The organism is Klebsiella sp. G-Nf4, assembly GCF_002810615.1.
Lineage (GTDB): Bacteria > Pseudomonadota > Gammaproteobacteria > Enterobacterales > Enterobacteriaceae > Klebsiella > Klebsiella variicola.
In genome coordinates this window covers 284,909-308,965 of record NZ_PION01000007.1, presented here as the reverse complement: position 1 = coordinate 308,965, position 24,057 = coordinate 284,909, and the positions used below count along the sequence as shown (strand labels likewise).

Below are 24,057 nucleotides of genomic sequence, written 5' to 3'. Positions count from 1 at the left end.
GATTAATAAACTGGTTGCGTGGCCCCCACTTAAGGTTGCCATTCCGCCTCATGCGACTCTGACTGATAAAAACGCAGCCGACAGGCGGCATCACCGCGAGCCAGCGCGGTCTGCACCTCTAAACGCAGCCCCGGAAACGCGTCGGTTAACGCATGATCCCCTTCCATGCAGATATCGCATAGCGTCTCAATTTCGCTGGCGCCCCGCCCCTGCTGCCGCCAGCAGTTAACGTAAGGACAGTAGTGAAACAGGACGATAAATTCAGCCCGGCTGGCGCTAACGGGCTCCATCTCATAAACCTGAGATTCCAGCCCGCGGGTAAACAGCCCGGCAAACTCCTGCAAATCCTGGCGATCGCGCATTTGCGCGCGCAGCTTATGCCCGATATCGCGGCCATAGTGGCGTATGGCTTCACGCGCAAAATCATCCTCGATATGACGTTGTCGGCTTTCGTCCAACAGGTAACCGATGGTAGCCGCGCGTTTTTCAGTAATGGCGCGCAGCGCCAGGGTCACCTCATCGTTTAAGGTGGCGGCGTTATGCGCCGGTTCCGAGCTTATTTGCGTCATGCGTTTATTCCCAGTCGGTATTCACTTTGACGTCGCTGGCGCCCGGCAGGGCATACACATCTTCGGCGTACCATTTCCGTGAGAGCTCAGCGAGCGTGCCGTCCTTTTTCAGGGCAACCAACTGCGCATCAATCGCTTTGATCAACTGCGGGTCGGTATTTTTTTTATACAAATAGACGTTAGGAAACAGGCCGACGGAATCCGAAGCTTTCAGATTGAGATTTAGCGCCTTATTTAATGCCAGCAGCGCGCCAATGGGATAAATCGCCGCATCGTATTCCCCGGAAGCGACCGCTTTAAAGATATCGGCGGCGGACTGCTCGCCGTTGGGCTGCAGGTTAATTTGTTGGCCTGGATGTTTTTTGTTGTAGTTTTCAATCACCGTATAACGGGCGTCGGAGGTGTGAATCGGCACCAGCTTTTTCTTACCGCTGGCGAGATCGCCGAGTTGATGAATATCGTTCTCATCGTTACGTACAATCAGGCGTAAATCGCTGATCCCGGTCGGCTCGCCGGAGTGGTCATATTTTTCCGCTCGCTCTTTGGTGAGATAAAAGTGATCCGCCGCAAGGGTATACGCGCCGGTCGACAGGCCGACGATCATCGCGTCGCGCGAGACCGCATTAAAATGAAACGTATAGTCGGTTAACCGCTGGTCCAGCACCTTTAACAGATCGCCATCGTAGCCGGTAATATTGTTGTTATCGTCCACAAAGCTAAAGGGAAAACCGTTAGCGTTAACGACAACCTCAACCGTCTTCGCGTGCGGACTTTTTTCAACCGCCTGCGCGGCGTTAACTCCCATTGCCAACGCCAGCGCACTCACCAGTAAAATTTTATTTTTCAAAATACCTTCCCCAAAATGATAACCGTGGAACACTCTTTTTTACGTTTCCTTGCCAGCGGGCGCGCAGAAACCGTTCTACACTGCGCAATGCTCTGGCAATTGCCAGGCACAGCACGATATAAATCACCAACACGACGCAATAGGCTTCGACAAAATGAAACCCGCGCGCGGCGGCGATATTGGCTTTCGCCATCAGATCAATAACGGTGATGGTGTAAACCAGCGAGGTGTCTTTAATCAGATCGATCAGCACGCTGGTGAAGTTCGGCAGTGCGGATACTGCCGCCTGCGGAAAAATAATGCGTCGGAACTGCGTGAACCCGCTTAGCCCAATTGACCATGCGGCCTCACGCTGCCCCTTATCAACCGCGTTCCAGCCTGCGCGAAAGGTTTCGGCGAAATACGCGCTGAAAATCAGCGATAGCGCGGTGACCGCCGCTACCAGTGGCGAGAGTTTATAGTGGTACATATTGTCCTGCGGGCCGCCAAACAGCCCGGCGGCTATCCACGGCCAGACGTAAAAAAAGAAATACAGCATCACCAGTACCGGGACCGAACGGCTAAAGGAGAGAAATACCTTCGCCCCCCATTGAACCCCGGGAACCTGACGAATAATCACCCACGCCAGCGCTGCGCCCAGCAGAGTGGAAAAGAGTAAGGACAATAACGTTATCACCAGGGTGACCGGCAGCGCGCTTAAAATAAACGTAAAATTGTCCCGAATGAACGCCAGGCTAAACATGTTAATCTATCACTCCAGCAGGAACTGATACTTCTTTTCAATACGAGTGGTAAAATAGAGAATAATACTATTCAGCACCCAGTAAACGATAATAACACTAATAAATGCCGCAACCTGTTTAGACCCATAGCTATTTTGCGAAATCTTTTGTGCCCGGCCAAAAATATCTACAATACCAATAATATTGACCAGTGAGGTCATCTTCACGAGGTTAATTAAAAGATTACCAAAAACGGGAATAGCAATAATGAGCCCCTGGGGAAAAATAATCCGCAGCATTCCCTTATGCCAGGGAATATTCAAGCTGATAATGGCCTCTTTCTGGCCAATATCCACCGCACGCCACGCCGAGCGCATCATTTCGGCAAAATAGGGGCTGATGCTGACCGAAATAGACAACACCGCAAAGGTGGTATCGCTAATCCATAGCGGCGGCAGCGCCAGCGCAGTCAAAATTAATTTTCCGCCGAAGAAAAACAGCAGGATCAGCAGCGCCAGGGGGGCGCCACGCAGAATGTCGGTATACCCGTTTGCCACCGCGCTGAGCGGCTTAAAGCGACTAAACTGCAGCAGCACAATCAGCAGCGCGATCGTCAAACCAAGCAGCAGCGAGGCCAGCGTTATCCCGAGGGTCACGGGTAAGTTTTCCAGCAGTTTCGGCAATATTCCGGCGATATCCTGCCAGTTAAAGAGCGGGTTATTGTTCATCATGAGCCTCAGGCATGATAGTGCAGTTGCGCCAGAAACGCCCGGGTTCGCCCCTGCTGTGCTGCGCCAAATATCTGTTCCGCCGGGCCCTGCTCAACGATTTCGCCGTTTTCCATAAATACCACCCGGGAAGCGACCTGGCGGGCGAACGCCATTTCATGGGTCACGATAATCATCGTCTGACCCGCAGCGGCAATCGTCTGAATAAGCTCCAGCACTTCACCAACTTTTTCCGGATCCAGCGCGGAAGTCGGCTCATCCAGCAGCAGAACGGCGGGGTTAATTGCCAGCGCCCGCGCAATCCCGATACGCTGCTTTTGGCCGCCGGAGAGACTGTGCGGATAGCTGTCTTTTTTATGCAATAACCCCACCTGCTTTAAGAGTTGTTCAGCAATATCCTGCGCCTCCTGACGCGGGCGCTTTTGAGCGTAAATCAGGCCTTCGGTAATATTCTGCAGTGCGGTCAGATTATGAAAGAGATTCCACGATTGAAAAACCATGGCGGTTTTTGCCCGTAGCTTTTCAATCTCCTTTTTGCCCGCTTTTGCGCAATCCAGCGCCACATCATCTATTCTTATTTGCCCGCTATCGGCAGGCTCCAGGAAATTAAGCGTACGTAATAGCGTAGTTTTCCCTGAGCCGCTGGGGCCAATAATGCAAATAATCTCGCCGGAATGAATACTGAGCGAGACCTCTTTTAGCACTCTTTCACCGGAGAAGCTTTTACTGATCTTATTAATAGTTATCATAATGAAATATTCGTGGATAATTTTTATTTGCCGCACGCCGGCGCTTATTGCTGCCTAAAAACTATATTGCTGCAGTTCAGATGATAGCAAACAAGAAAATCATCTATCGAAAGTTAAAAAATAACTTTTTATATATTTGTTATGACAATGAGGCTGAATTGTAATTTAACTTTCTTAACAAAACTGGATGGCGATACTTGACAATAATTATTCAAATTTACTGAACAATGAGAGCAAATTGTTTCGATTTTAATCATCCGACCGTCAGCCTATCATTTATCACATCGGGGCAACAACGCTCCAACACTGACAAAACACTTCAGGAATACGACCATGAAATCCATCAAAACTTTCGTTGCAGTTGCCGCACTCTCTATGATCTCTTTCGGTACTTTTGCTCAGAGCATCAGCGCCAGCGCTTCCACCCTGGACCGTGCAGAAGCCAAAATTGCCGCGCAGGCCGCAGAGCAAGGCGCGTCTTACAAAATCACCAGCGCTCAATTCAATAACCGCGTACATATGACCGCTGAGCTGACGAAATAAAATCGCCATATTGCCGGGCCGCCGGAAGAAACAGGCGACAGCGACAACACGATGAAATAAGGAACAGAACATGAAAAATATCGGCGTAGTCACCGCACTGCTGTTGGCCGCTACACTTTCGTCCGGCGTGATAGCCGCAGAGAAGAGCCAGACGCATCCGGAGGCGGGTTCAAATATCGATACATCGATGCATCAGAATCATATTGATGTCAGCCATGCCTTTGATAAAGAGAGCCTGACCGCAGGCAATCTTCAGTAAGTCACAGCACAAGGCGCGCGTGGAAATATCCGCTGCGCGCTTTTTTTCTGCCCGTTTACCCACGGATTATCCGCCATAACCTCCGCTTTTGCCGTATCGCTATACTGCGCTTCTACACCTCGTCGCTTCCTGAATGAACGTTTTGCAGATGATACTGCTTTCATCATGCGTACCGGACAGGCATTGAAAGCAGCCGTAGTAACTTTTACTGAACAGCTTCAGCAGGGCCTTTAGCAACTTTTCCGCCTCAGATATAGAGTACGACTATCCTGATGGTAAATTACGTCGTAGCATCTATCATTCGACTGTATGACTCATAAGCAGGAGCGGATGACATGAGAGTTAATGGACTTACCAAAGGATTTTTCATCCTTATCGTCTTTATTGTAACCCTGGCCTTTTTTGATGTTCTCTCACCCTATTATTCCGCCATCCTCTGGGCCGCGATCCTTGCGGTGATTTTTAATCCGGTCAAAAACAAGATTCGTACCCGCCTCGGCGAGCGCAATGGCCTCGCGGCGCTGCTGACCATCGTCATTATCTGCCTTATCGTTTTTACGCCGCTGGCGATCATCCTCTCGTCGCTGGCCTACGAGCTGAACGTGGTGTACAGCAAACTTCAGCATAACGACACTCAGTTCCCGACGGTGGTCGCCAGTCTGTTTGCTCACCTCCCCGACTGGGCCAGAAGTTTCCTTGCCGAGCACAACCTCGATAGCGCGCAGCAGATCCAGCAGCAGCTCTCCGATGTTGCGCTGAAAAGCGGCCAGTATCTGGCCGGCAGCGCGTTTCTGATTGGTAAAGGCACCTTTGGCTTTACCGTCAGCTTCGGCATTATGCTGTACCTGCTGTTTTTCCTGCTGAAGGATGGGCCTTACCTGGTGCTGTTGACCCTCGAATCCCTGCCGTTATCGAGCTACGTGAAGCAGCACCTGTTCGCTAAATTCGCCGCGGTCGCCCGCGCCACGGTAAAAGGCACTGTGGCTGTTGCGCTGGCGCAGGGGGCGCTGGGCGGCTTTGCCTTCTGGGTTGCCGGTCTGGACGGCAGTATTCTGTGGGGAGCGCTGATGGCGTTCCTGTCGCTTATCCCGGCGGTAGGCTCGGCCATTATCTGGGTGCCGGCGGCGATTTACCTCTTCGCCACCGGGCAGCTGTGGCAGGGCGCCTTTATCGTCGGCTTCTTTGTGATTGTGATTGGCCTGGTGGATAACATTCTGCGTCCGCTGCTGGTGGGCAAGGATACCAAAATGCCGGACTACCTGATCCTTATCGCCACTCTGGGCGGCATGGAGATCTACGGTATCAACGGATTCGTTATCGGGCCGCTGATTGCCGCCTTGTTTATCGCTTGCTGGAACCTGCTGTCGGGACGAGAGCATGCCGGCAACACTGATGAATTAGATGAAGAATTCATTGAGGAAGCGAAAAATAGCCGCAACGAATAGCTTCATCGGCCGACGTCGGGCGCAAGGTGCGCGATGGAATCACGCCAGTACATAACACCATTCATTTTGAAAAAATTAGTAAATAAAACTTAACATTCAGCAAAGCAATGATAGGCTGTATCAGTCAGGAACGAAAATAAAGGATGATCAACCGTGAAAAAAATCACTACGCTAGCTGTTTCTCTGCTGACCGCCGCCTGCATGTCCGCTGGCGCCCTGGCCGCAGACCAGCCGCTGGAAAAAGTCGCGCCGTTCCCGAAAGCGGAAAAAGGCATGAAGCGTCAGGTTATTCAGCTGCCGCAGCAGCAGGATGAGTCAGCGCTGAAGGTTGAGCTGATAATCGGCCAGACGCTGGAAGTTGACTGCAACCACCATCGTTTAGGCGGGAAGCTGGAAAGCAAAACCCTGGAAGGCTGGGGCTATGACTACTATGTCTTTGATAAGCTGAGCGGCCCGGTCTCCACCATGATGGCCTGCCCGGACGGCAAGAAAGAGAAGAAATTTGTCACTGCCGGCCTCGGCGATGATGCCATGCTGCGCTACAACAGCAAATTGCCGATCGTCGTGTACGCGCCGACCAATGTCGATGTGAAATATCGCATCTGGCGCGCCGACGAAACCATCGGTAACGCCGTCGTCCGCTAAGGCGAATCGTCAAACCGACAAAAAAAACGGCAGCCCGCAGGCTGCCGTTTTTGTCAGCGCGTTTGTCAGAGCGCGATATCCGCCATCGGCTTACCACCGCTCAGCGGCTTCAGCTCCGCCTGCGGGGCTTCATCCGCCGCCGCGGCCGGCTCATATTTCAGCTCCAGCACTTCACTGGTCCACGCCAGCGCTTTCTCAATCTCCGCCGGGTTGCCATCAAGGCGAATACCGTAGGTCGGGATGATGGCCTTCAGCCTGGCCTGCCATTCCGGCGAATTGACTTTATCTTTAAACACTTTTTCCATCAGCTGCAGCATGATAGGCGCCGCCGTGGAGGCCCCAGGCGACGCGCCGAGCAGCGCCGCGACGGTGCCTTCGTCATCGCTGACCACTTCGGTGCCGAGGCGCAGTACCCCGCCCTTCTTCGCATCGCGCTTGATAATCTGCACGCGCTGACCGGCCTGCCACAACCGCCAGTCCTCTTTCCGCGCTTCCGGATAGTATTCGCACAGCGCGGCCAGACGATCTTTATCTTTCTGCATCACCTGGCTAATCAGATATTTCACCAGATCGAAGTTGTCCAGACCGACATTGAGCATCGGCAGAATATTCGAGGTATTCGTCGAGGCCAGCAGATCCCACAATGAACCGTTCTTCAGGAAGCGGGTCGAGAAGGTGGCGAACGGCCCGAACAGCACCACGCGTTTACCGTCGATAATACGGGTATCGATGTGCGGCACCGACATCGGCGGCGCGCCCACTTCGGCCTGGCCGTAAACCTTCGCCAGATGGTGGTTCACCACCTCCGGATTTTCGCAGACCAGGAACTGGCCGCCGACCGGGAAGCCCGCATACTCTTTGGCCTGTGGAATGCCGGTTTCCTGCAGCAGCGTCAGCGCCGCGCCGCCGGCGCCGATAAAGATGAATTTCGCTTTAATGACCCGCTTCTGACGACGGTTGTCGGCATCCGCGAGAGTGACCGTCCAGCTCTTGTCGGCGTTGCGTTTGAAACGACGTACCACGGTACCCAGCTGCAGGGAGAAATTATCATGCTTTTGCAGGCCGGCGATCAGCTGGCGGGTAATTTCGCCATAGTTGACGTCAGTTCCCACTTCAGTACGGGTGGCGGCCACCTTTTGCTGCGGATCGCGGCCTTCCATCACCAGCGGTGCCCAGGCTTTGATCTGCTGATGGTCTTCAGAATAGCGAATACCGCGGAACAGTTCGCTCTGCTGCAGCGCCGCATAGCGCGCGCGCAGGAAGTTGACGTTATCTTCGCCCCACACAAAGCTCATGTGCGGCACGCTGTTAATGAAAGATTTTGGTTTGTTCAGGACGCCGCGCGTCACCTGATGCGCCCAGAACTGACGCGAGATATGGAAGGCTTCGTTGATGTCGACCGCTTTGTCGATATTAATGCCGTTGGCGGTCTGCGGCGTGTAGTTCAGCTCCATCAGCGCCGCGTGGCCGGTACCCGCATTGTTCCACCCGTTTGAGCTCTCTTCTGCCACGCTGGACATTTGCTCAACCATGGTAATAGACCAGTCTGGCTCAAGCTCCTGCAGCCAGGTTCCCAGTGTGGCGCTCATAATGCCGCCGCCAATCAACAATACATCCGTCTCTTGCTCATGGCGGGTGTTGGTCCGAGTGCTGTTGGGACCAACCGCCTGTGAGCGTGGTACGGCCATCTTTTTATTCATCGGATTTGAGCCTTACTTTACTCGCTGTTTTTATTTAGCGCAGGTGATACGATTCTCACCACTCACGTTACCACCTAAGCTAAAAAATTTAAATATTGTTTAAATTTTAAGTTCTGTTTTGAGATCCGTTATAAAAATGTTTAATAAATGTATACATAAAATCACTTTTCATACTGGTAGCCTTGCGGATTCCGCGCTATCATCCTCGGTTTTGTGACAGACCGCACGGAAGCCGGGCCTGACACCGCTCCTCCTTTTTTTATAACCTGCGAACTTTTTTTATGCCGCCTGTTCCTGACTCCTCCGCTTCCGGCACTTTGCGTCCGATCCTCCGCTCCCCGTCGCTGCTGACGCGCGAAGTGCTGGCCGGCGTGCTTACCGCCCTGGCGTTAATCCCTGAAGTTATTTCGTTTTCGGTCATTGCCGGCGTTGACCCACAGGTCAGCCTGGTTGCCTCGGTGGTGCTTTGTCTGGCGATGTCGGTGCTCGGCGGGCGCCCGGCAATGGTGACGGCTGCTGCCGGGTCGGTGGCGCTGGTCATTGGCCCGATGGTGCATCAGTACGGCGTGGGCTACATTCTGCCGGCTGTCATTCTGGCGGGTATGATTCAAATTTTGTTTGGTCTGTGCGGCATGGCGCGCCTGATGCGTTTTATTCCCCCGGCGGTGATGACCGGATTCGTCAATGCCCTCGGGATCCTGATTTTCTTTGCTCAGGTACCGCACTTCTGGAGTCGCCAGCCGCTGATCGTCGGCCTGTTCGTCCTGACGCTGCTTATCGTCCTGTGGGCGCCGCGCTTCATTAAGGCCATCCCGGCGCCACTGATCGCCATTGTCGCGCTCACTCTCTATACCGTCACCACCGGCCAGCAGTTGCCCACCGTCGGCGATGAAGGCTCGATGAGCGGCGGCCTGCCGGGATTCACTGCCCTGATCGTCCCCCTGAACCTGGCGACACTGCAGATTATCTGGCCGTGCGCCCTCAGTATCGCCTTTGTCGGTCTGATGGAGTCCCTGCTGACGGCTAAGCTGGTGGACGATCTCACCCATACTCCGTCGAACAAATCGCGGGAAAGCGCCGGGCTGGGTATCGCCAATATCCTTGCCGGTTGTTATGGCGGTATCGCCGGCTGCGCGATGATCGGCCAGACCATCGTTAACGTGGAGATGGGCAAAGCCCGCAGCCGCCTCTCAACGGTAATCGCCGGTCTGGTGCTGCTCCTGCTGGTAACGGCGCTCAGCCAAGTGATGGCGCAGATCCCGATGGCGGTGCTGGCTGGGGTGATGGTGATTGTGGCGGTGAAAACCTTTAGCTGGCACAGCATTCGCCCGAGCGAACTGGCGCGTAATCCGTGGCCGGAAACGCTGGTGATGCTGGTGACCGTCGCCGCAACGGTGGGAACCAGCAATCTGGCGATCGGCGTGCTGGCGGGGATCGTCGCCATGGCGCTCATCCCCCGCCGCCTGCGCACAACGGCGCACGCTACATCAGAAACAGCGTCGCCAGACCAAGGAAAATAAAGAAGCCGCCGGTGTCGGTGATAGCAGTGATCATCACGCTGGAGCCGACCGCCGGGTCGCGCCCCAGCTTCACCATAACCATCGGGATTATCACGCCCATCATCGCCGCCATCAGCAGGTTGAGCATCATGGCCAGCGTCATCACCCCACCGAGCTGCGGATCGTCATACAGCCACCAGGTAATAGCCCCCATAATCCCGCCCCATACCAGGCCGTTAATCAGGGCGACCCCCATTTCACGCAGGATCAGGAAGGTAAAGCTGCCGGGCTGGATCTGCTGCAGCGCCATCGCCCGGACGATCATGGTGATCGTCTGATTGCCGGTATTGCCGCCGATCCCGGCGACGATCGGCATCAGCGAGGCCAGCGCCACCAGCTGTGAAATGGTGTGTTCGAAGCCATCGATGACCCTGGACGCGATAAATGCCGTACACAGGTTGACCGCCAGCCACGCCCAGCGGGTTTTAACCGCTTTACTGACCGGGGCGAAGACATCCTCTTCATCGCTCAGGCCCCCCATCCGGCGCAGATCGTTATCGGTTTCTTCATAAACCACATCGACGATCTCATCGATGGTCAGTCGCCCGATCAGCTTGCCGTCGGCATCAATGACGGCGGCGCTGAGTAAGTCATCACGTTCGAAGGTGCGCGCCACCTTCTCGGCCTCTTCGTGCGGCTGAAAGGTGACCGGATCGCCCTCCATCACCTCCCCTACCCGCTTCTGCGCATCGTTGAGCAGAATGGTCTGCAGCTCCAGCTCGCCGAGCAGCAGCTTGTTACGGGTGGTGACGAACAGCTTATCGGTGTTTTCCGGCATTTTACCCAGACGCCGCAGATAGCGCTGCACCGCCGCCAGCGTGGCCTCCGGTCGCACCGTAATGACCTCAAACTCCATGATCGCCCCGACGCTGTTGTCGGCGTAGCGCATAATCTGGCGAATACGGGCGCGCTTCTCGGCCGGCAGGGTCGCCAGCAGCCGTCCGGTCAGGTTGCGCGGCAGATGCTGCAGCAGGTAAACCTGTTCATCGATATCCAGCGGCTGCATCGCCTGCAGCAGCTCGGGGTCGCTCATCTTGTCGATGAGGTCGCCCCAGACGTTTTCTGAGGCTTCCAGCAGCACTTCGCCACGTTTATCGTCAGGCACCAGGCACCACAGCGCGGTGCGAGCGTCATAGGGGAGCGCTTCCAGCGCATCGGCGAGATCCGGCGGCGGCAGATGCGAGACCAGGATCTCGACTTCCGCCAGGTCATCGGCCAGCGTGCCTTCATCGTAACGTTCGGCCAGCGTCAGTTTGCCCAGCAGCGCGGAGGTCACCGCTTTATCGGTGCTCAAGAGCCAAATCAGACGGGCGCGCTCTTCGTCACGCAAGCGGGCGCTTTTTTTATGCAAAACGGACATCGATCGGGCAATCCTTTTGAGAATAGTGAGCCGGCCTGTGGGCCGGAAGCCTTAAGCATAGCGCGGGGAGGGGGAAATAATAACTGTCAGCAATGTAGTCGCTGAAAATTTCAGCGGCGCGGCGCCCGGGGTTTCCCCCGGGCTCGCGGCGAGCATCAGGCCGTACGGGCCACCGCATCGCGGGAAGCCTGCGCCCGCTCCTCCCCGGTGAGTTCGGACAGCTGGCCGGCACGCATCTCCAGCAGGCGGTCGGCGTGCTGGAAGTAGTGATCGTCATGGCTGATGGCGAACACAGTTTTCCCCATCTGCTGCATCAGCGGCAGCAACACCTGGTAGAACTCACGGCGGAAATGCGGGTCCTGATCCGCCGCCCATTCATCCAGCAGAATGATGTCCCGGGACTCGGCCAGCGCCAGCAGGAGCGCCACGCGCTTCTTCTGCCCTTTCGACAGCCGGAGGTCGGCGATTTTCCCGTTCTCCAGCTGCAGCTTGTGGGCCATTTGCAAACGCTCCAGCCACGTTGCCACCAGCGCCGGATCGGCCTCCTCGCCCTGCGGCCCGAGCAGACGGTCAAACAGCCAGACATCGGTAAACACCGCGGAGAACAGTTTGCGGTACTCCTCAGGCCTCTCCGCCGCCAGCGGCTGGCCGTCCACGAGGATCTGACCGGAAACCGGCTGATACAGGCCGGTCAGGAGCATCGCCAAAGTTGACTTGCCGCTGCCGTTGCCGCCGATCAGAAACACCAGCTCGCCGCGTTTCAGCGTCAGGTTAAGCGGCCCTACCGCAAAGCGCTGGTCCGGATAATGGAAAGTGACATCGCGCAATTCCAGCGTCTGCCAGTCAGGATGCGCCTGCGGCCGGGGAAATTCGGCTTGATATGGGGCGAGAGAGAACTGGCGCAGCTTGTTAAACGCTACCTGGGCGCTGAGCAAGGTGGGCAGCGCGCCGACGGCGGAGAGCAGCGGCGTGCGCAGAAACAGCAGCGTCAGGGAATAGGTCGCTGCCACGGCGGTATCGGCCCAGCCGAGGCTGTTGGCCATCCAGAACACCAGCCCGATGGCGCCAAGCATCATAATATTCGACCAGTTAACCGCGCTGAGATGGAAGGTATCGGCGCGAACGATATGGTGACGATACTCCCGGGCGTCCGGGAGGTAGAGCTGATTAAACACATACTCCGCGCGCTCGCGGTTGAGGGTCAGCTCTTTGCGCCCCTCCAGCACCGTCTGGTAGTCGTGATACAGTTTATCTTCCGTTTCGCGCAGGCTGGCCATATGTTTGTACACCCTCGACACCAGCACAAAACCGCCCCAGATGCTGAGCGCCATCCACAACGCCGTCACCAGCATCATTTTTCCTGACAGCCAGGCCAGATAGCCGGCAGAGCCGAAGGTCAGAATGATCCCCTGCACCAGCTCCGGCAGGCGCACAAAGGCGATGGTGATGTTACGGATATCGCTGGTCAGCCCGGCAAGCAGCGACGCGCTGCCGATCTTCTCCACCTGTTCAATCTGAGTATCGAGGATGCGTTTAACAAATTCGCCGCGCAGACGATAAACAAAATGGTGGCCGAGGGTGGTCAGCGCCAGCTGGGAGCCCAGCGTCACCGCCATCAGCAGCCCCAGCAGGCCAAGAAACTCCGGCAGGACCCGCAGCGAGGTATCGACAGCGGTAATCAGGCGCAGGTTAATGAAGGCGATTAAGCCGATACCCAGCGCGGCGCTGAGCAGACTGAGGGCAATCACGCCGAGAAACGGCCAGCGATACTGACGCCAGACGAGAGAGAGAAGTTCCATAACAGGCTATCCGGAAAAGCAAAACAGCCAGCAGTTTAAACGGCTCGCCGATGACATCAAGAATAATTCTTATTTTAATACTGGCGACTGCCCGCCTGCCGAAAAGTGAGGTTGTAACGACAGTCGCCCGTTTCAGGGTGATGACCCGCTTTCAGCGGCTGAATACCATGATAAAACAGGCGCGACTCGCCGCCCCAGACCACCACATCGCCATGCTCCAGCAGCAGCCGCTGTAGCGGGTCGCTGCGTTGCAACCCGCCAAACTGAAAGATGGCCGGCAGACCCAGCGAGACCGAAACAATCGGCGCCCGCAGATCCTGTTCATCTTTATCCTGATGCAACGACAGTTTTGCGCCCGGCTGATAGCGGTTAATCAGACAGGCGTCGGGGGAAAAGCCCGGATAGCCGCCGGCGGCGGCTGCCGCCAGCGCCAGTTCGCGGCATACGGCAGGCATCGGCGGCCAGGTTTGATCGGTTAACGGGTCGACCGGGGCGTACAGGTAGCCGTGGCGATCGGTGGTCCAGCCCAGCGCACCGCAGTTGGTCATGGCGACCGACATGGTGTATCCGCCCGGCGTGACCATCTGGCGAAATGGCGACTGGCGGGCGACATCGGCAATCGCCTGCAGCAGTGCCGGGGCGCGCTCGCGGGCGAAGCGTCGGAGCACCACCGCACCGGGTGCCAGCGGCTCCTGCCACGGTGGCGTATCGCTAAACAGATCGAGCATTATTCCTCCTCGTGTTGGGCCTCGCGCGCCAGCAGCTGCGCTTTCCGCGCCGTTCCCCAGCGATAACCGGACAGCTCGCCGCCCTCCCGTACCACCCGATGGCAGGGAACGATCACCGCCAGCGAATTCGCCGCGCAGGCGCCAGCCACCGCTCTTGCTGCTCGTGGCAGACCAATATACTCTGCCACCTGGCGGTAGCTGCGGGTCTCGCCCGCCGGGATCTGCCGCAGCGCCTGCCAGACCTGCAGCTGAAACGCAGTGCCCTGCAGATCCAGCGGCAGCGACACCGGCCGCCGGCTGTCGTCGAGGTGAGCGAAAATCTCCGCCATCTGACGACGGAACTCAGGGTCTCCCTGACGCAGCTCGGCGTTGGGAAAGCGCTGGCGCAGGTCGTCGAGCAATGCCGTATCGTTATCGCCCGGCAGAACCGCGCAGACGCCGCGCTCACTTTGCGCCACCAGACAGCGACCCAGCGCGCAGTCGCCCGTCGTCCAGGTCACCACGGTGGCAGCGCCGCCACGGCGAAACTGGCTCGCCGTCATGCCTAATGCCGCATCGGCCTGACGATAATAGCTGCTGCTGTCGGGAAAACCGGCCGCCAGCGCGGCGCGGGTCACCGTATTCCCCTGCTCCAGCGCTTCCCGCAGGCGTCGGGCACGCCACGCCTGTTGCCACGCTTTGGGGGTCATACCGGTGACGGATTTAAACAAACGGTGGAAATGAAAAGGACTGACCGCCAGCTCACGAGCCAGCGCCTCAAGGGTCAGGGGCGCGTCCTGCTCCAGCAACCGGCAAGCTTGCGCCACTTTGTCGACCCTTTGCTGCTGGGGATCGTCTTTATCCGGCTGGCAGCGTTTGCAGGGGCGGAACCCCGCCGCCACGGCGGAGGCGACGTCGGCAAAAAAACGCACATTTTCCCGCCGCGCACGACGCGAGCGGCAGGAAGGGCGGCAGCAGATGCCGGTGGTCAGTACCGCGAAGACAAACTGACCATCGGCCCGGGTATCACGTTCGCAAACCGCCTGCCAGCGGCGGTCATCGGTATCGGCAACTATCGGTTTCATGACGAGGCTCCTGCTGTAAGTGTATCCTCAGTCTGCGGCGACGCCCGCAGCAAAAAACCCGCAATCTTGCTTTTTAATTTTTCTCGCCGACGAGGAAGGTGCGGAACTGTGGCGACATCCAGGTTTTAAACCCCTCGCCCTCTTTGACGATCATATAGACCGCCAGCCCCTGCTCGCGCACCACCTGCTGCGCTTTTTCAGGCCCGAGCACCATCAGTCCGGTATCCCAGCCATCCGCCTCCAGCGCCGTTGGCGCAATGACGGTGACGGAGACCAGCTTATGGCTTATCGGCTGCCCGGTCTGCGGATCAATGACGTGCGAGATACGTTTGCCGTCGAGTTCATAGTAATTACGATAGCTGCCGGAGGTGCTGATGCCGTGACCATTGATGTCGACAATCGCCTGGACGGCGTTTTCCCGGTCGGTCGGTTTCTGGATCGCCACCCGCCAGGGCTTGCCTTCGCCGTTCATCCCGCGGCTCACCAGCGCCCCGCCCACCGACACCAGATAGCGGGAGATCCCCTCCTGCTCCATCAATCGCGCGAGGTGATCGGCAGCATAGCCCTCTCCCACCGTGGAGAGATCGACAAACAGGTCGGGGATATCTTTTTGCAGGAACTGCCTGCCGCTCTGATTGATAACCTGCAGATGCTGCAGGCCGGTGCGCGCCTTCGCCGCGGTAATCGCCTGCGCATCCGGAGTGGTGACCGGCTGTTTATCCGGGCCAAAGCCCCACAGATTGACCAGCGGCCCCACGGTAATATCCATCGCGCCGTGCGTTTTGGCGCCAATCCGCAGCGACAGCGTCACGATGTCCGCCATCGCTTCGCTCACTGGCCAGGGCCGGGTATCCGCCGCGTGGTTGAAACGCATCAGCGCCGAGTCGTTTTTCCAGGTCGACAGCAGGCGATCGTCGGCGTCCAGCTGGGCCTGAACTTTATCGCGCAACGCCTGAGCCTTTGCCTCATCCACGCCAATGACGCTGACCCGCCAGAAGGTGCCCATCGTTTTGCCATCCAGCACGGTGGCCGTCGAGGTGGAGGTCGCAGGGGTGGTGGCTGAATCGCAGCCAGAGAGCAATACGCAGACGCCCAGCAGTGCGGCGCGAAAGAAAGTCATGTCCATTAATCGAGGCTCCTCTTACCAGGGCGACAAGAGTATACCAGCGAGGTTAAACCAGACATAAAAAAAGGCGCCAGAGGCGCCTTTTTCTTGTGCAGCTTGCGACTTAGAACTGGTAAACCAGGCCCAGTGCAACCACGTCGTCGGTAGAAACACCGGCGTTGCGGGTGAAGCTGTTGTCGTCCAGCAGGTTGATTTTGTAGTCAACATAGGTGGACATGTTTTTGTTGAAGTAGTAGGTCGCGCCAACATCAACATATTTCAGGAGGTCCTGGTCGCCGTAGCCTTCCAGATCCTTACCTTTAGACTGCAGGTAAGCAACGGACGGACGCAGACCGAAGTCGAACTGGTACTGAGCAACCACTTCGAAGTTCTGTGCTTTGTTAGCAAAGCCCAGGGAACCGGCGCGGGTCGCGTTGTAGGTCTGGGTGTACTGAGTCGCCAGGTAAACGTTGTTCGCGTCGTATTTCAGACCACCGGTGTAGGTTTCAGCGTTGTCGCCGTTACCCAGAACCAGGTTGTTCTGATCGTCGGTACGTTTAGAGTGAGAGAACGCGAAACCAGCGCTGATGCCATCAAAGATGTCATAAGTTACAGAAGTACCGTAGCCGTCGCCGTTCTGTTTCTGCGCGCCACGACCGTTGTTGGTCGCGCCTTCGCCGCTGACGCTGCCGTTTTTACCCTGGTACTGCAGAGCAAAGTTCAGGCCGTCAACCAGACCGAAGAAGTCAGAGTTACGGTAGGTTGCCACGCCGTTAGCACGGGACTGCAGGAAGTTGTCAGAACCGTAGGTGTCGCCGCCGAATTCCGGCAGAACGTCGGTCCAGGACGTTACGTCGTATACCACGCCGTAGTTACGACCGTAGTCGAAAGAGCCCGCGTCGCCAAATTTCAGACCGGCGAATGCCAGACGAGTCCATGCCTGATCGCTGGAGCTTTCAGTGTTGTTCGCCTGAACGTTGTATTCCCACTGGCCGTAACCGGTCAGTTGGTCGTTGATCTGAGTTTCGCCTTTAACGCCTACACGCATGTAGGTCTGGTCGCCGTCTACGCTCTTGTCGTCAGAGAAGTAGTGCAGGCCATCGATTTTACCGTACAGGTCTAATTTGTTGCCATCTTTGTTATAAATTTCAGCCGCATTTGCTGCGCCTGCTACCAGCAGAGCCGGTACCAGGAGGGACAGTACTTTAACTTTCATGTTATTAACCCTCTGTTTGTTATATGCCTTTTATTATGCCACTGCTTACTGATTACCCTTCTAATCAGTCGGCTATTTCATTGTGCTGCAAAATGCAGAATAATCCAACAAGAATATGATACTAAAACTTCTAAGATGTTTCAAAATGCCCACAAGATGTTTCAATTTGTAAATTTGGCGGAACTTTTTGCACCGCAAAATGGTCTGGGAAATACGCACTAATAATCAAAAAAAATATTTAACCATTTACAATCAATCACATACATAGAAATAACCCTATAGCACTGAATGGTAAAACAAAACTATCATTGGTGACTAAAATAACAGTCGCTATCATCATTAACTTTATTTATTACCGTCATTCAGTTCTGAATGTCTGTTTACCCCTATTTCAACCGGATGCCTCGCATCCGGTTTTTTTTACCCTTCTTTACACAACTTTAATTTATCTGTGCTACAGCCAAAGATTCCCTAACGACTATTAATCAATCAATTAGCTTGTTAGTTGTTCTTATTCAGCCAATGTCTTGTTATTTCGTGCGATTCTTATCCCCCCATTTTGTCAATATCGCTACTGGTCAGCGTTGATGGCGCGGTTTCATTTGCGCTTCGATTCTAAGATAATTCCTGGAGGGTATCGCGCCGCTGGCACCATTCTGTAGTATGGATTTACGCCATTAGCCTTTATACTGCCTGCAGCATCTGCTTTGTTGCCAGTTACTCTGGCGCTACATCCTGTTTACAAACAATGATGAGTCGTTCAGCCACAAGATGACCCCGAAAAAATTCTCCCTGATCCCCGGCAACATCAGCCGCTTCTTCATTTTGATGGTTATTGTCCTGCTGGCGACGATGGGGGTGATGATTCAAAGTGCCGTCAATGCCTGGCTGAAAGAGAAGAGCTATCAGGTGGTTGATGTCTCCCACGCCTTGCACCAGCGCATTGACACCTGGCGCTATGCTACCTGGCAGATTTACGACAATATCGCCGCGACCTCGGCTAACGCTTCGAGCGGTGGCTTGCAGGAGACGCGTTTAAAACAGGACGTCTACTACCTTGAGAAGCCCCGGCGTAAAACCGAAGCGCTGATTTTTGGCTCCCATGACAGCTCGACCCTCGAGATGACGCAGAAAATGTCCGATTATCTCGATATTTTGTGGGGCGCGGAGACCATCCCATGGTCGATGTACTATCTCAATGGTCTGGACAATAGCCTGATTCTGGTCTCAACCCTGCCGTTGAAGGACCTCTCCTCAAGCTTTAAAGAGTCAACGATCAGTAGCGTGGTGGAATCCCGACGCGCGGAGATGCTGCTGCAGGCCAATACCCTTGATGAGCGCGAGACCTTCTCACCGCTGCGCCATCTCGCCTGGCAGAACGCGCACTACTTTACGTTACGCACCACCTTCAACCAGCCCGGACACCTGGCCACCGTGGTCGCTTTCGACCTGCCGATTAACGATCTGATCCCGCCGGGCATGGCGTTGGACAGCTTCCGTATTGAGCCAGACCCGTCGCAAAACCTTGCCACCAATCCTGACAAAGAGACCACCGACCATATCGGGATCACTTTTAACGGCATGCAGATCGACATCGCCACTGATATCAGCACGACCGGTATGCAGTTACTCTGGACGGTACCGCTGAGCAGCATGCTGCTGGCCGCCCTGCAGAATATTCTTCTGCCGCTGCTGCTCAACATCGGCCTGCTGGCGCTGGCGCTGTTTGGTTTTACCACCTTTCGTCACTTTAAAGGACGCAGCAGTCCGTCTGGCGCCGGGCTCCCTTCCGCCGCCAACAGCGAACTGCGTCTGCTGCGCGCTATTAATGAAGAGATTGTTTCTTTGCTGCCGCTGGGGCTGCTGGTCCACGATCAGGAAGCCAACCGAACCCTTATCAGCAACCCTATTGCCGACCACCTGCTCCCGCATCTGAATCTGCAGAACATCACCAACATGGCGGACCAGCATCAGGGGGTGATTCAGGCCACCGTCAACAACGAGCAGTATGAAATCCGCCAGTATCGCAGCCAGGTCGCGCCGCGCACGCAGATCCTGATTATCCGTGACCAGGACCGTGAAGTGCTGGTCAATAAAAAGCTCAAACAGGCCCAGCGCTTGTATGAGAAAAACCAGCAGGGCCGGGCGGCCTTTATGCAGCACATTGGCAGCGCCCTGAAGCAGCCCGCGCTGAACCTGGCGGCAGAGGCGGCGGCGCTCGACAGCGCAGAGAACCGGACGCTGGCGCAGCATGCCGATGAGCTGGTCAAACTGATCGATGACATTCAGCTTGCTAATCTGCTGGAAAGCGACACCTGGAAAACCAGCCAGGCGCTGTTCTCGGTTCAGGAACTGATCGATGACGTTGTACCGGAAGTTCTGCCGGCGATGAAGCGCAAGGGTCTGCAGCTGCTGATCAATAACGCGCTCCCTGCCGGTGAGCAGCGCTACGGTGACCGTGAAGCCCTGCGACGCACACTGGTGCTGTTAATCCAGTATTCCATCACCACCACGCCTATCGGCAAGATCACCCTCGACGTTTGCCAGGACGAGTCGGCCAGCGATCGTTTGACCTTCCGCATTCTGGATACTGGCAACGGCGTCTCGGCGAACGAGATCGATAATTTGCACTTCCCGTATCTCAACGCGACCCAGAGCGATCTGTACGGCAAAGCAAACGCCCTCACCTTCTGGCTGTGCGACCGCATGACGCGCAAACTGGGTGGGCAGTTGACCATCAAAGCGCGGGAGTCGCTGGGGACTCGCTATACCCTGCATCTGAAAATGCCGGCCAGCGAAGAGGCGCCAGAGGCGGGCGAACATCTGCTGGATGACGTTATCGTCCTGCTGGATGTGACCTCCAGTGAAGTGCGGCGGATTGTCACCCGCCAGCTGGAGAGCTGGGGGGCGTCCTGCATCACGCCGGACGATCGGGCGACAAGTCAAGCGTTCGATCTGTATTTAACGGATAATCCGTCTAATCTTACTGCTTCGGGCTTGCTTTTAAGCGATGATGAGGTCGGGATACGCAAGATCGGCCCGGGACAACTGCGGGTCAACTTTAATATTAGCACGGCGATGCAGGAGGCTATCCTGCAGCTTATTGAGCAGCAGCTGGCGGAGGAGGCGGTTCAGCCCGCCACCTCAGGAAACGAGAGTAACGCCGAACTCCATGCCAGCGGCTATTACGCACTGTTTGCCGATACGGTACCGGATGATGTTCAGAGATTGTATACTGAAATCGAAGCGGGTGATTTTGCTGCTCTGGCGCAAACCGCCCACCGCCTCAAAGGGGCATTTGCTATGCTTAATCTGATACCCGGCAAGCAGTTATGTGAAACGCTTGAGCATCTGATTCGCGAAAAGGATGCGCAAGGCATAGAAAAATATATCAGCGACATTGACGCTTACGTCAAGAGCTTGCTGTAGAAGGTAGCCTTATACATGAACACTATGAACGTAATTATTGCCGATGACCATCCGATCGTACTGTTCGGTATTCGTAAGTCACTTGAGCAAATTGAGTGGGTGAACGTCGTTGGCGAGTTTGAAGACTCCACGGCCCTTATCAACAATCTTCCGAAGCTGGACGCCCATGTGCTGATCACCGATCTGTCCATGCCCGGTGATAAATACGGCGACGGGATCACGCTGATTAAATACATCAAGCGCCACTTCCCGGATCTGTCGATCATTGTTCTGACCATGAACAACAACCCGGCGATCCTCAGCGCGGTGCTGGATCTGGATATCGAAGGGATCGTCCTCAAGCAGGGTGCGCCAACCGACCTGCCAAAAGCGCTGGCCGCGCTGCAGAAAGGGAAGAAATTCACACCGGAAAGCGTCTCTCGTCTGCTGGAAAAAATCAGCGCCAGCGGCTATGGCGATAAACGCCTGTCGCCGAAAGAGAGCGAAGTGCTGCGTCTGTTCGCTGAAGGCTTCCTGGTGACCGAGATCGCCAAAAAGCTCAACCGCAGCATCAAAACCATCAGTAGCCAGAAGAAGTCGGCGATGATGAAGCTGGGCGTGGAAAACGACATTGCGCTGCTGAACTACCTCTCCTCCGTCTCGCTGAGCTCGACGGATAAAGAGTAATCCCTTTGCTTTCTCCGTCTCGCCCCGGCGAGACGGAGCTCCCCGTTATTCCCGCCCGTTACGTACCCGCGCCGCATACACCGTCAGCGTTTGCTTCAGCACGTCAAGCGTCACCGGCTTGGACAGACAGCTGTCCATCCCCGATTCCAGACAGCGCTGCTTCTCTTCCGCCAGGGCATTGGCGGTGACGCCGATCACCGGCAGCGTCAGGCCAAGCTGACGAATGCGCTGCGTCAGACGATAACCATCCATATTGGGCATGTTGACGTCGCTGAGCACGATATCGATATGCTGTTTGCTAAGTACGTTGAGCGCGTCGACCCCGTCGTTAGCGGTCACGCACTGATAGCCGAGCGATCCCAGTTGATCCGCCAGCAGACGGCGGTTAATCGGGTGATCGTCGACCACGAGGATCATCATGTCGTCGTTATTACCGATCTGCGCGTCCGGCGCCATCAGCGCCCGGCTATTCTCCGCGCTGTCGAGGGCGACGTGGAAAATACGCCCCAGCAGCGGCAGCAGTTCATGCGGCGTCGTCACGCTGTGCAGCCACTCACCGGCGGCTCGCTCCTGCGGGATGCCGATATGGCGGCGGCAGAAGATAACCATCGCACTTCCCCGCCAACCCGCCTGCGCTTCATCGTCAGTCAGCAAGACATCGTCGGCATCCGGCGTTTCTCCGGCATGGCGGCGTACCGTCAGGCCGTGATAGCTGAGCAGCGACGTGACGAACATCGCCAGCGAGGTATTATGGATTGCCAGCCAGCAGGTCTTGCCAGCGAAACCGTCCGCCGTCACCTGCGGTGTATTCTGCACGCCATACAGCGGGATACGGATGGTAAAGCGGCTGCCCATCCCCGGCTCCGTTTCCACGGCGATATCGCCATCCATCATGCTGATCAGCTTTTCACAGATCGCCAGGCCAAGGCCGGTGCCCTGGAAGTTTCGCTGCACGCCGGTCCCCACCTGGAAGAAGGGGTCGAACAGGCGCAACACCTCTTTCGCCGGGATCCCCTCCCCGGTATCGCGGACGCTAATCTGCAGATAATCCCCCGCACACTGGACGTGCAGGATAATACAGCCGGTGTCGGTGAACTTGATCGCATTGCTCAGCAGGTTAGAGATCACCTGCTGCAGGCGCATCGGGTCGCCGGACATCTGCTCCGGGACATCCGGCTCGATAAAGCAGTACAGACCCAGCTGCTTGCGTACCACCAGCGGCAGATAGTTGGCAGAAATATGGTTCATCACTTCGCGTGGGGAAAACTCCCGCGGCTCGATCTTCAACTGCTCAGACTCGATTTTCGAGAAATCGAGAATATCGCTGATGATTTTCAGCAGCAGGCTGGAAGAGTTGTTCATCGCCGTCACCAGGCGATCAACGCCCTTCGGCAGGGCCTTCGTCTGCAGTAGATCGAGGTTACCGATGATGCCGTATAGCGGGGTACGCAGCTCATGGCTGACGGTCGCGAGGAACATCGATTTCGACTGGCTGGCCTGTTCAGCCGCCTGGGCCATCTCCTGCAGCGACTCCTCCATTTTCACGCGGGCGGAAACGTCCACCAGCACACAGATGGCGACGTTTTCATTGCGATAACGCGAATGGACAAAGCTAATCTGCAGGTTGGTATGGTTACTGGTCAGCACATCGACAAAGTTGACCTGCTGGCCGCAGATAATCTGCGTCAGCCGCTGGCGATCCTCATGGGTCAGCATGTTCAGGTAGTTGTGCGCCAGCTCGTTACTGAGAATATTGGTCCCGTCGACGGTGCGCAGAATACAGATCCCCACCGGGGCGGAGGCCACGATTTTGCGGTTGAACTGTTCATGCTCTTCCAGTCGCTGAGCATCATTTTCCGCCGGGATAAAAATGCGCCGCTCATACATTCGCGCCAGCGCAAACAGCATTGCCCCGGTCAGGATATTGAGAATGATGGCGTTGATGATGAGCATGCGGATCCGCTCCAGCACCTGGTCCACCGAAACGGAATAGACGATGCTTAAGGAGGACGGCGCCAGGCTTTTTTTCAGCACCAGCTCGCGAAAGCCTGCGCTGTAGCCAAACCACATCCGCTCCTGCATCCACTTCGCTTCGCTCTGGATTTTGCCTTCCGCGCCGGCCAACGAGATCAGCGGCTGGCCGTTATCGTCAAAAATCGTCACGCTCATCGGCAAACTGCCCGGCGTGAAGAAGCTTTCCATACGGATGGTCTGCTCCACGCCGAGCATCGCTTGCAGACGGTTGGCCATATAGACTGGGGTCAGGGCATAAAAGTAGCCCACGCCGGGACGCACGCCCTGGCTTATCCAGAACAGGTTGTTGCCGCGCTCGTTTTGCGGCGCGTTGCGATATTGCTCAATGCGCTGATGCAGGACTTTCAGCGCCTGATCGCGCTCAATCGGCACATCCCGCAGGCCAAAGTTGGCCATGCAGAGGTTATCGCTGCCAATGAGAAAGATGCGGTTAAGGTCGTAGGCAGCGGTAAAATTATCCCGCCAGTAGCGCATAAACCACGCCAGCGATTGCAGCGAATTACGCCAGGTGGTGCTCATCGCGCTGCAATCGGAATCAGGGTACAGGGGTTCAAAGTTGGGCACTGCTATATCGCTATTTTGCCCTTGCGCTACCGCATCCCCTGCCGACAGGCGGTTACCGGCGACGTACTTCAGCTCTTTAATCACATCCGCCGTACGCTGAATATAGCGCTGGGCCTGATCAGCATTGAGATTGAGCTCCTGATGGATCTCGGCTTCCCGCTCGTGCAGGGCATTAACGATATAGAACACAGAGACAAACGCAATGAGCAGCCACAGCAATACCGCCAGCGCTCTGAACAGATAACGTGAAACCTTCAGGGTTGTATGAAACGAGGCAAGATATTTCAATGTGGCGATGCTCGGCCGTCAGGGACTCAACAGAATGG

Annotated in this window: 20 protein-coding genes; 7 read left to right on the top strand and 13 right to left on the bottom strand. The window is 56.1% G+C overall.

Annotation, left to right across the window (positions count from 1 at the left end; translation table 11 throughout):
* Positions 1–29: 29 nt before the first annotated feature.
* The 5 genes from CWM57_RS16565 to CWM57_RS16545 are packed head-to-tail and all read right to left on the bottom strand — an operon-like array spanning position 30 to position 3,615.
* The gene (locus CWM57_RS16565; RefSeq protein ID WP_100676101.1) at positions 30–569 is read right to left on the bottom strand and encodes an L-2-amino-thiazoline-4-carboxylic acid hydrolase; all 540 of its coding nucleotides are present in this window, start codon (positions 567–569) and stop codon (positions 30–32) included.
* A gap of 4 nt (positions 570–573) precedes the next feature.
* Positions 574–1,416 (bottom strand): transporter substrate-binding domain-containing protein, encoded by an 843-nt coding sequence (locus CWM57_RS16560; protein WP_100676100.1) that lies wholly within the window; start codon positions 1,414–1,416, stop codon positions 574–576.
* The gene (locus tag CWM57_RS16555; protein WP_012541007.1) at positions 1,406–2,158 is read right to left on the bottom strand and encodes an amino acid ABC transporter permease; all 753 of its coding nucleotides are present in this window, start codon (positions 2,156–2,158) and stop codon (positions 1,406–1,408) included. Before CWM57_RS16555 ends, CWM57_RS16560 begins: the two co-directional genes overlap by 11 nt.
* 9 nt (positions 2,159–2,167) lie before the next feature.
* Positions 2,168–2,866: an ABC transporter permease subunit gene (locus CWM57_RS16550; RefSeq protein WP_061156331.1), complete on the bottom strand. Its 699-nt coding sequence runs from the start codon at positions 2,864–2,866 to the stop codon at positions 2,168–2,170.
* Positions 2,867–2,874: 8 nt separating this feature from the next.
* The gene (locus CWM57_RS16545) at positions 2,875–3,615 is read right to left on the bottom strand and encodes an amino acid ABC transporter ATP-binding protein (RefSeq protein ID WP_008803988.1); all 741 of its coding nucleotides are present in this window, start codon (positions 3,613–3,615) and stop codon (positions 2,875–2,877) included.
* A gap of 333 nt (positions 3,616–3,948) precedes the next feature.
* Here CWM57_RS16545 and CWM57_RS16540 point away from each other — a divergent pair, with 333 nt between their 5' ends.
* The 4 genes from CWM57_RS16540 (at position 3,949) to eco (ending at position 6,507) form a co-directional block, all read left to right on the top strand.
* Entirely contained in the window at positions 3,949–4,158 is a 210-nt protein-coding gene (locus CWM57_RS16540; protein ID WP_004102265.1) for a YdgH/BhsA/McbA-like domain containing protein, read from the top strand.
* A 70-nt stretch (positions 4,159–4,228) separates the two neighbouring features.
* On the top strand, positions 4,229–4,417 hold the full coding sequence (locus CWM57_RS16535) for a hypothetical protein (RefSeq protein ID WP_074387972.1): 189 nt from the start codon (positions 4,229–4,231) through the stop codon (positions 4,415–4,417).
* 335 nt (positions 4,418–4,752) lie between these two features.
* On the top strand, positions 4,753–5,862 hold the full coding sequence (locus CWM57_RS16530; RefSeq protein WP_100676099.1) for an AI-2E family transporter: 1,110 nt from the start codon (positions 4,753–4,755) through the stop codon (positions 5,860–5,862).
* Positions 5,863–6,015: 153 nt separating this feature from the next.
* A complete protein-coding gene (eco, locus tag CWM57_RS16525) occupies positions 6,016–6,507 on the top strand; it encodes a serine protease inhibitor ecotin (protein ID WP_032733375.1) in 492 nt (163 codons plus the stop codon).
* A 65-nt stretch (positions 6,508–6,572) separates the two neighbouring features.
* Here eco and mqo read toward each other — a convergent pair whose 3' ends face one another.
* Positions 6,573–8,207 carry a malate dehydrogenase (quinone) gene (gene mqo, locus CWM57_RS16520; protein ID WP_032733376.1) on the bottom strand — a complete coding sequence of 545 codons (1,635 nt, stop codon included), beginning with the start codon at positions 8,205–8,207 and terminating at the stop codon, positions 6,573–6,575.
* Between the two features lie 359 nt (positions 8,208–8,566).
* On the opposite strand from mqo, the gene CWM57_RS16515 reads away from it, so the two are divergent.
* Positions 8,567–9,727 (top strand): SulP family inorganic anion transporter, encoded by a 1,161-nt coding sequence (locus CWM57_RS16515; protein WP_100676107.1) that lies wholly within the window; start codon positions 8,567–8,569, stop codon positions 9,725–9,727.
* On the opposite strand, the gene mgtE is transcribed toward CWM57_RS16515, so the two are convergent.
* From mgtE to CWM57_RS16485, 6 genes are all read right to left on the bottom strand, one after another.
* A complete protein-coding gene (gene mgtE / locus CWM57_RS16510; protein ID WP_061153827.1) occupies positions 9,690–11,126 on the bottom strand; it encodes a magnesium transporter in 1,437 nt (478 codons plus the stop codon). The genes CWM57_RS16515 and mgtE overlap by 38 nt on opposite strands.
* A gap of 155 nt (positions 11,127–11,281) precedes the next feature.
* The gene (locus CWM57_RS16505; RefSeq protein ID WP_100676098.1) at positions 11,282–12,925 is read right to left on the bottom strand and encodes a multidrug ABC transporter permease/ATP-binding protein; all 1,644 of its coding nucleotides are present in this window, start codon (positions 12,923–12,925) and stop codon (positions 11,282–11,284) included.
* Positions 12,926–12,999: 74 nt separating this feature from the next.
* Positions 13,000–13,653, bottom strand: a complete 654-nt coding sequence (alkB, locus tag CWM57_RS16500) for a DNA oxidative demethylase AlkB (protein WP_100676097.1) — start codon at positions 13,651–13,653, stop codon at positions 13,000–13,002.
* Positions 13,653–14,717, bottom strand: a complete 1,065-nt coding sequence (gene ada, locus CWM57_RS16495; RefSeq protein ID WP_100676096.1) for a bifunctional DNA-binding transcriptional regulator/O6-methylguanine-DNA methyltransferase Ada — start codon at positions 14,715–14,717, stop codon at positions 13,653–13,655. Before ada ends, alkB begins: the two co-directional genes overlap by 1 nt.
* 73 nt (positions 14,718–14,790) lie before the next feature.
* Positions 14,791–15,843, bottom strand: coding sequence for an FAD:protein FMN transferase ApbE (apbE, locus tag CWM57_RS16490; RefSeq protein WP_100676095.1), 1,053 nt, complete (start codon positions 15,841–15,843; stop codon positions 14,791–14,793).
* A 103-nt stretch (positions 15,844–15,946) separates the two neighbouring features.
* Positions 15,947–17,038 carry a porin OmpC gene (locus CWM57_RS16485; RefSeq protein ID WP_061153822.1) on the bottom strand — a complete coding sequence of 364 codons (1,092 nt, stop codon included), beginning with the start codon at positions 17,036–17,038 and terminating at the stop codon, positions 15,947–15,949.
* Between the two features lie 771 nt (positions 17,039–17,809).
* Between CWM57_RS16485 and rcsD the strand changes: the two genes are divergently transcribed.
* On the top strand, positions 17,810–20,467 hold the full coding sequence (rcsD, locus tag CWM57_RS16480; RefSeq protein WP_100676094.1) for a phosphotransferase RcsD: 2,658 nt from the start codon (positions 17,810–17,812) through the stop codon (positions 20,465–20,467).
* A 15-nt stretch (positions 20,468–20,482) separates the two neighbouring features.
* On the top strand, positions 20,483–21,133 hold the full coding sequence (rcsB, locus tag CWM57_RS16475; protein WP_004201684.1) for a response regulator transcription factor RcsB: 651 nt from the start codon (positions 20,483–20,485) through the stop codon (positions 21,131–21,133).
* A 45-nt stretch (positions 21,134–21,178) separates the two neighbouring features.
* Here the strand turns inward: rcsB and rcsC are convergent, their stop codons facing one another.
* On the bottom strand, positions 21,179–24,019 hold the full coding sequence (rcsC, locus tag CWM57_RS16470; RefSeq protein WP_100676093.1) for a two-component system sensor histidine kinase RcsC: 2,841 nt from the start codon (positions 24,017–24,019) through the stop codon (positions 21,179–21,181).
* Positions 24,020–24,057 lie beyond the last annotated feature (38 nt).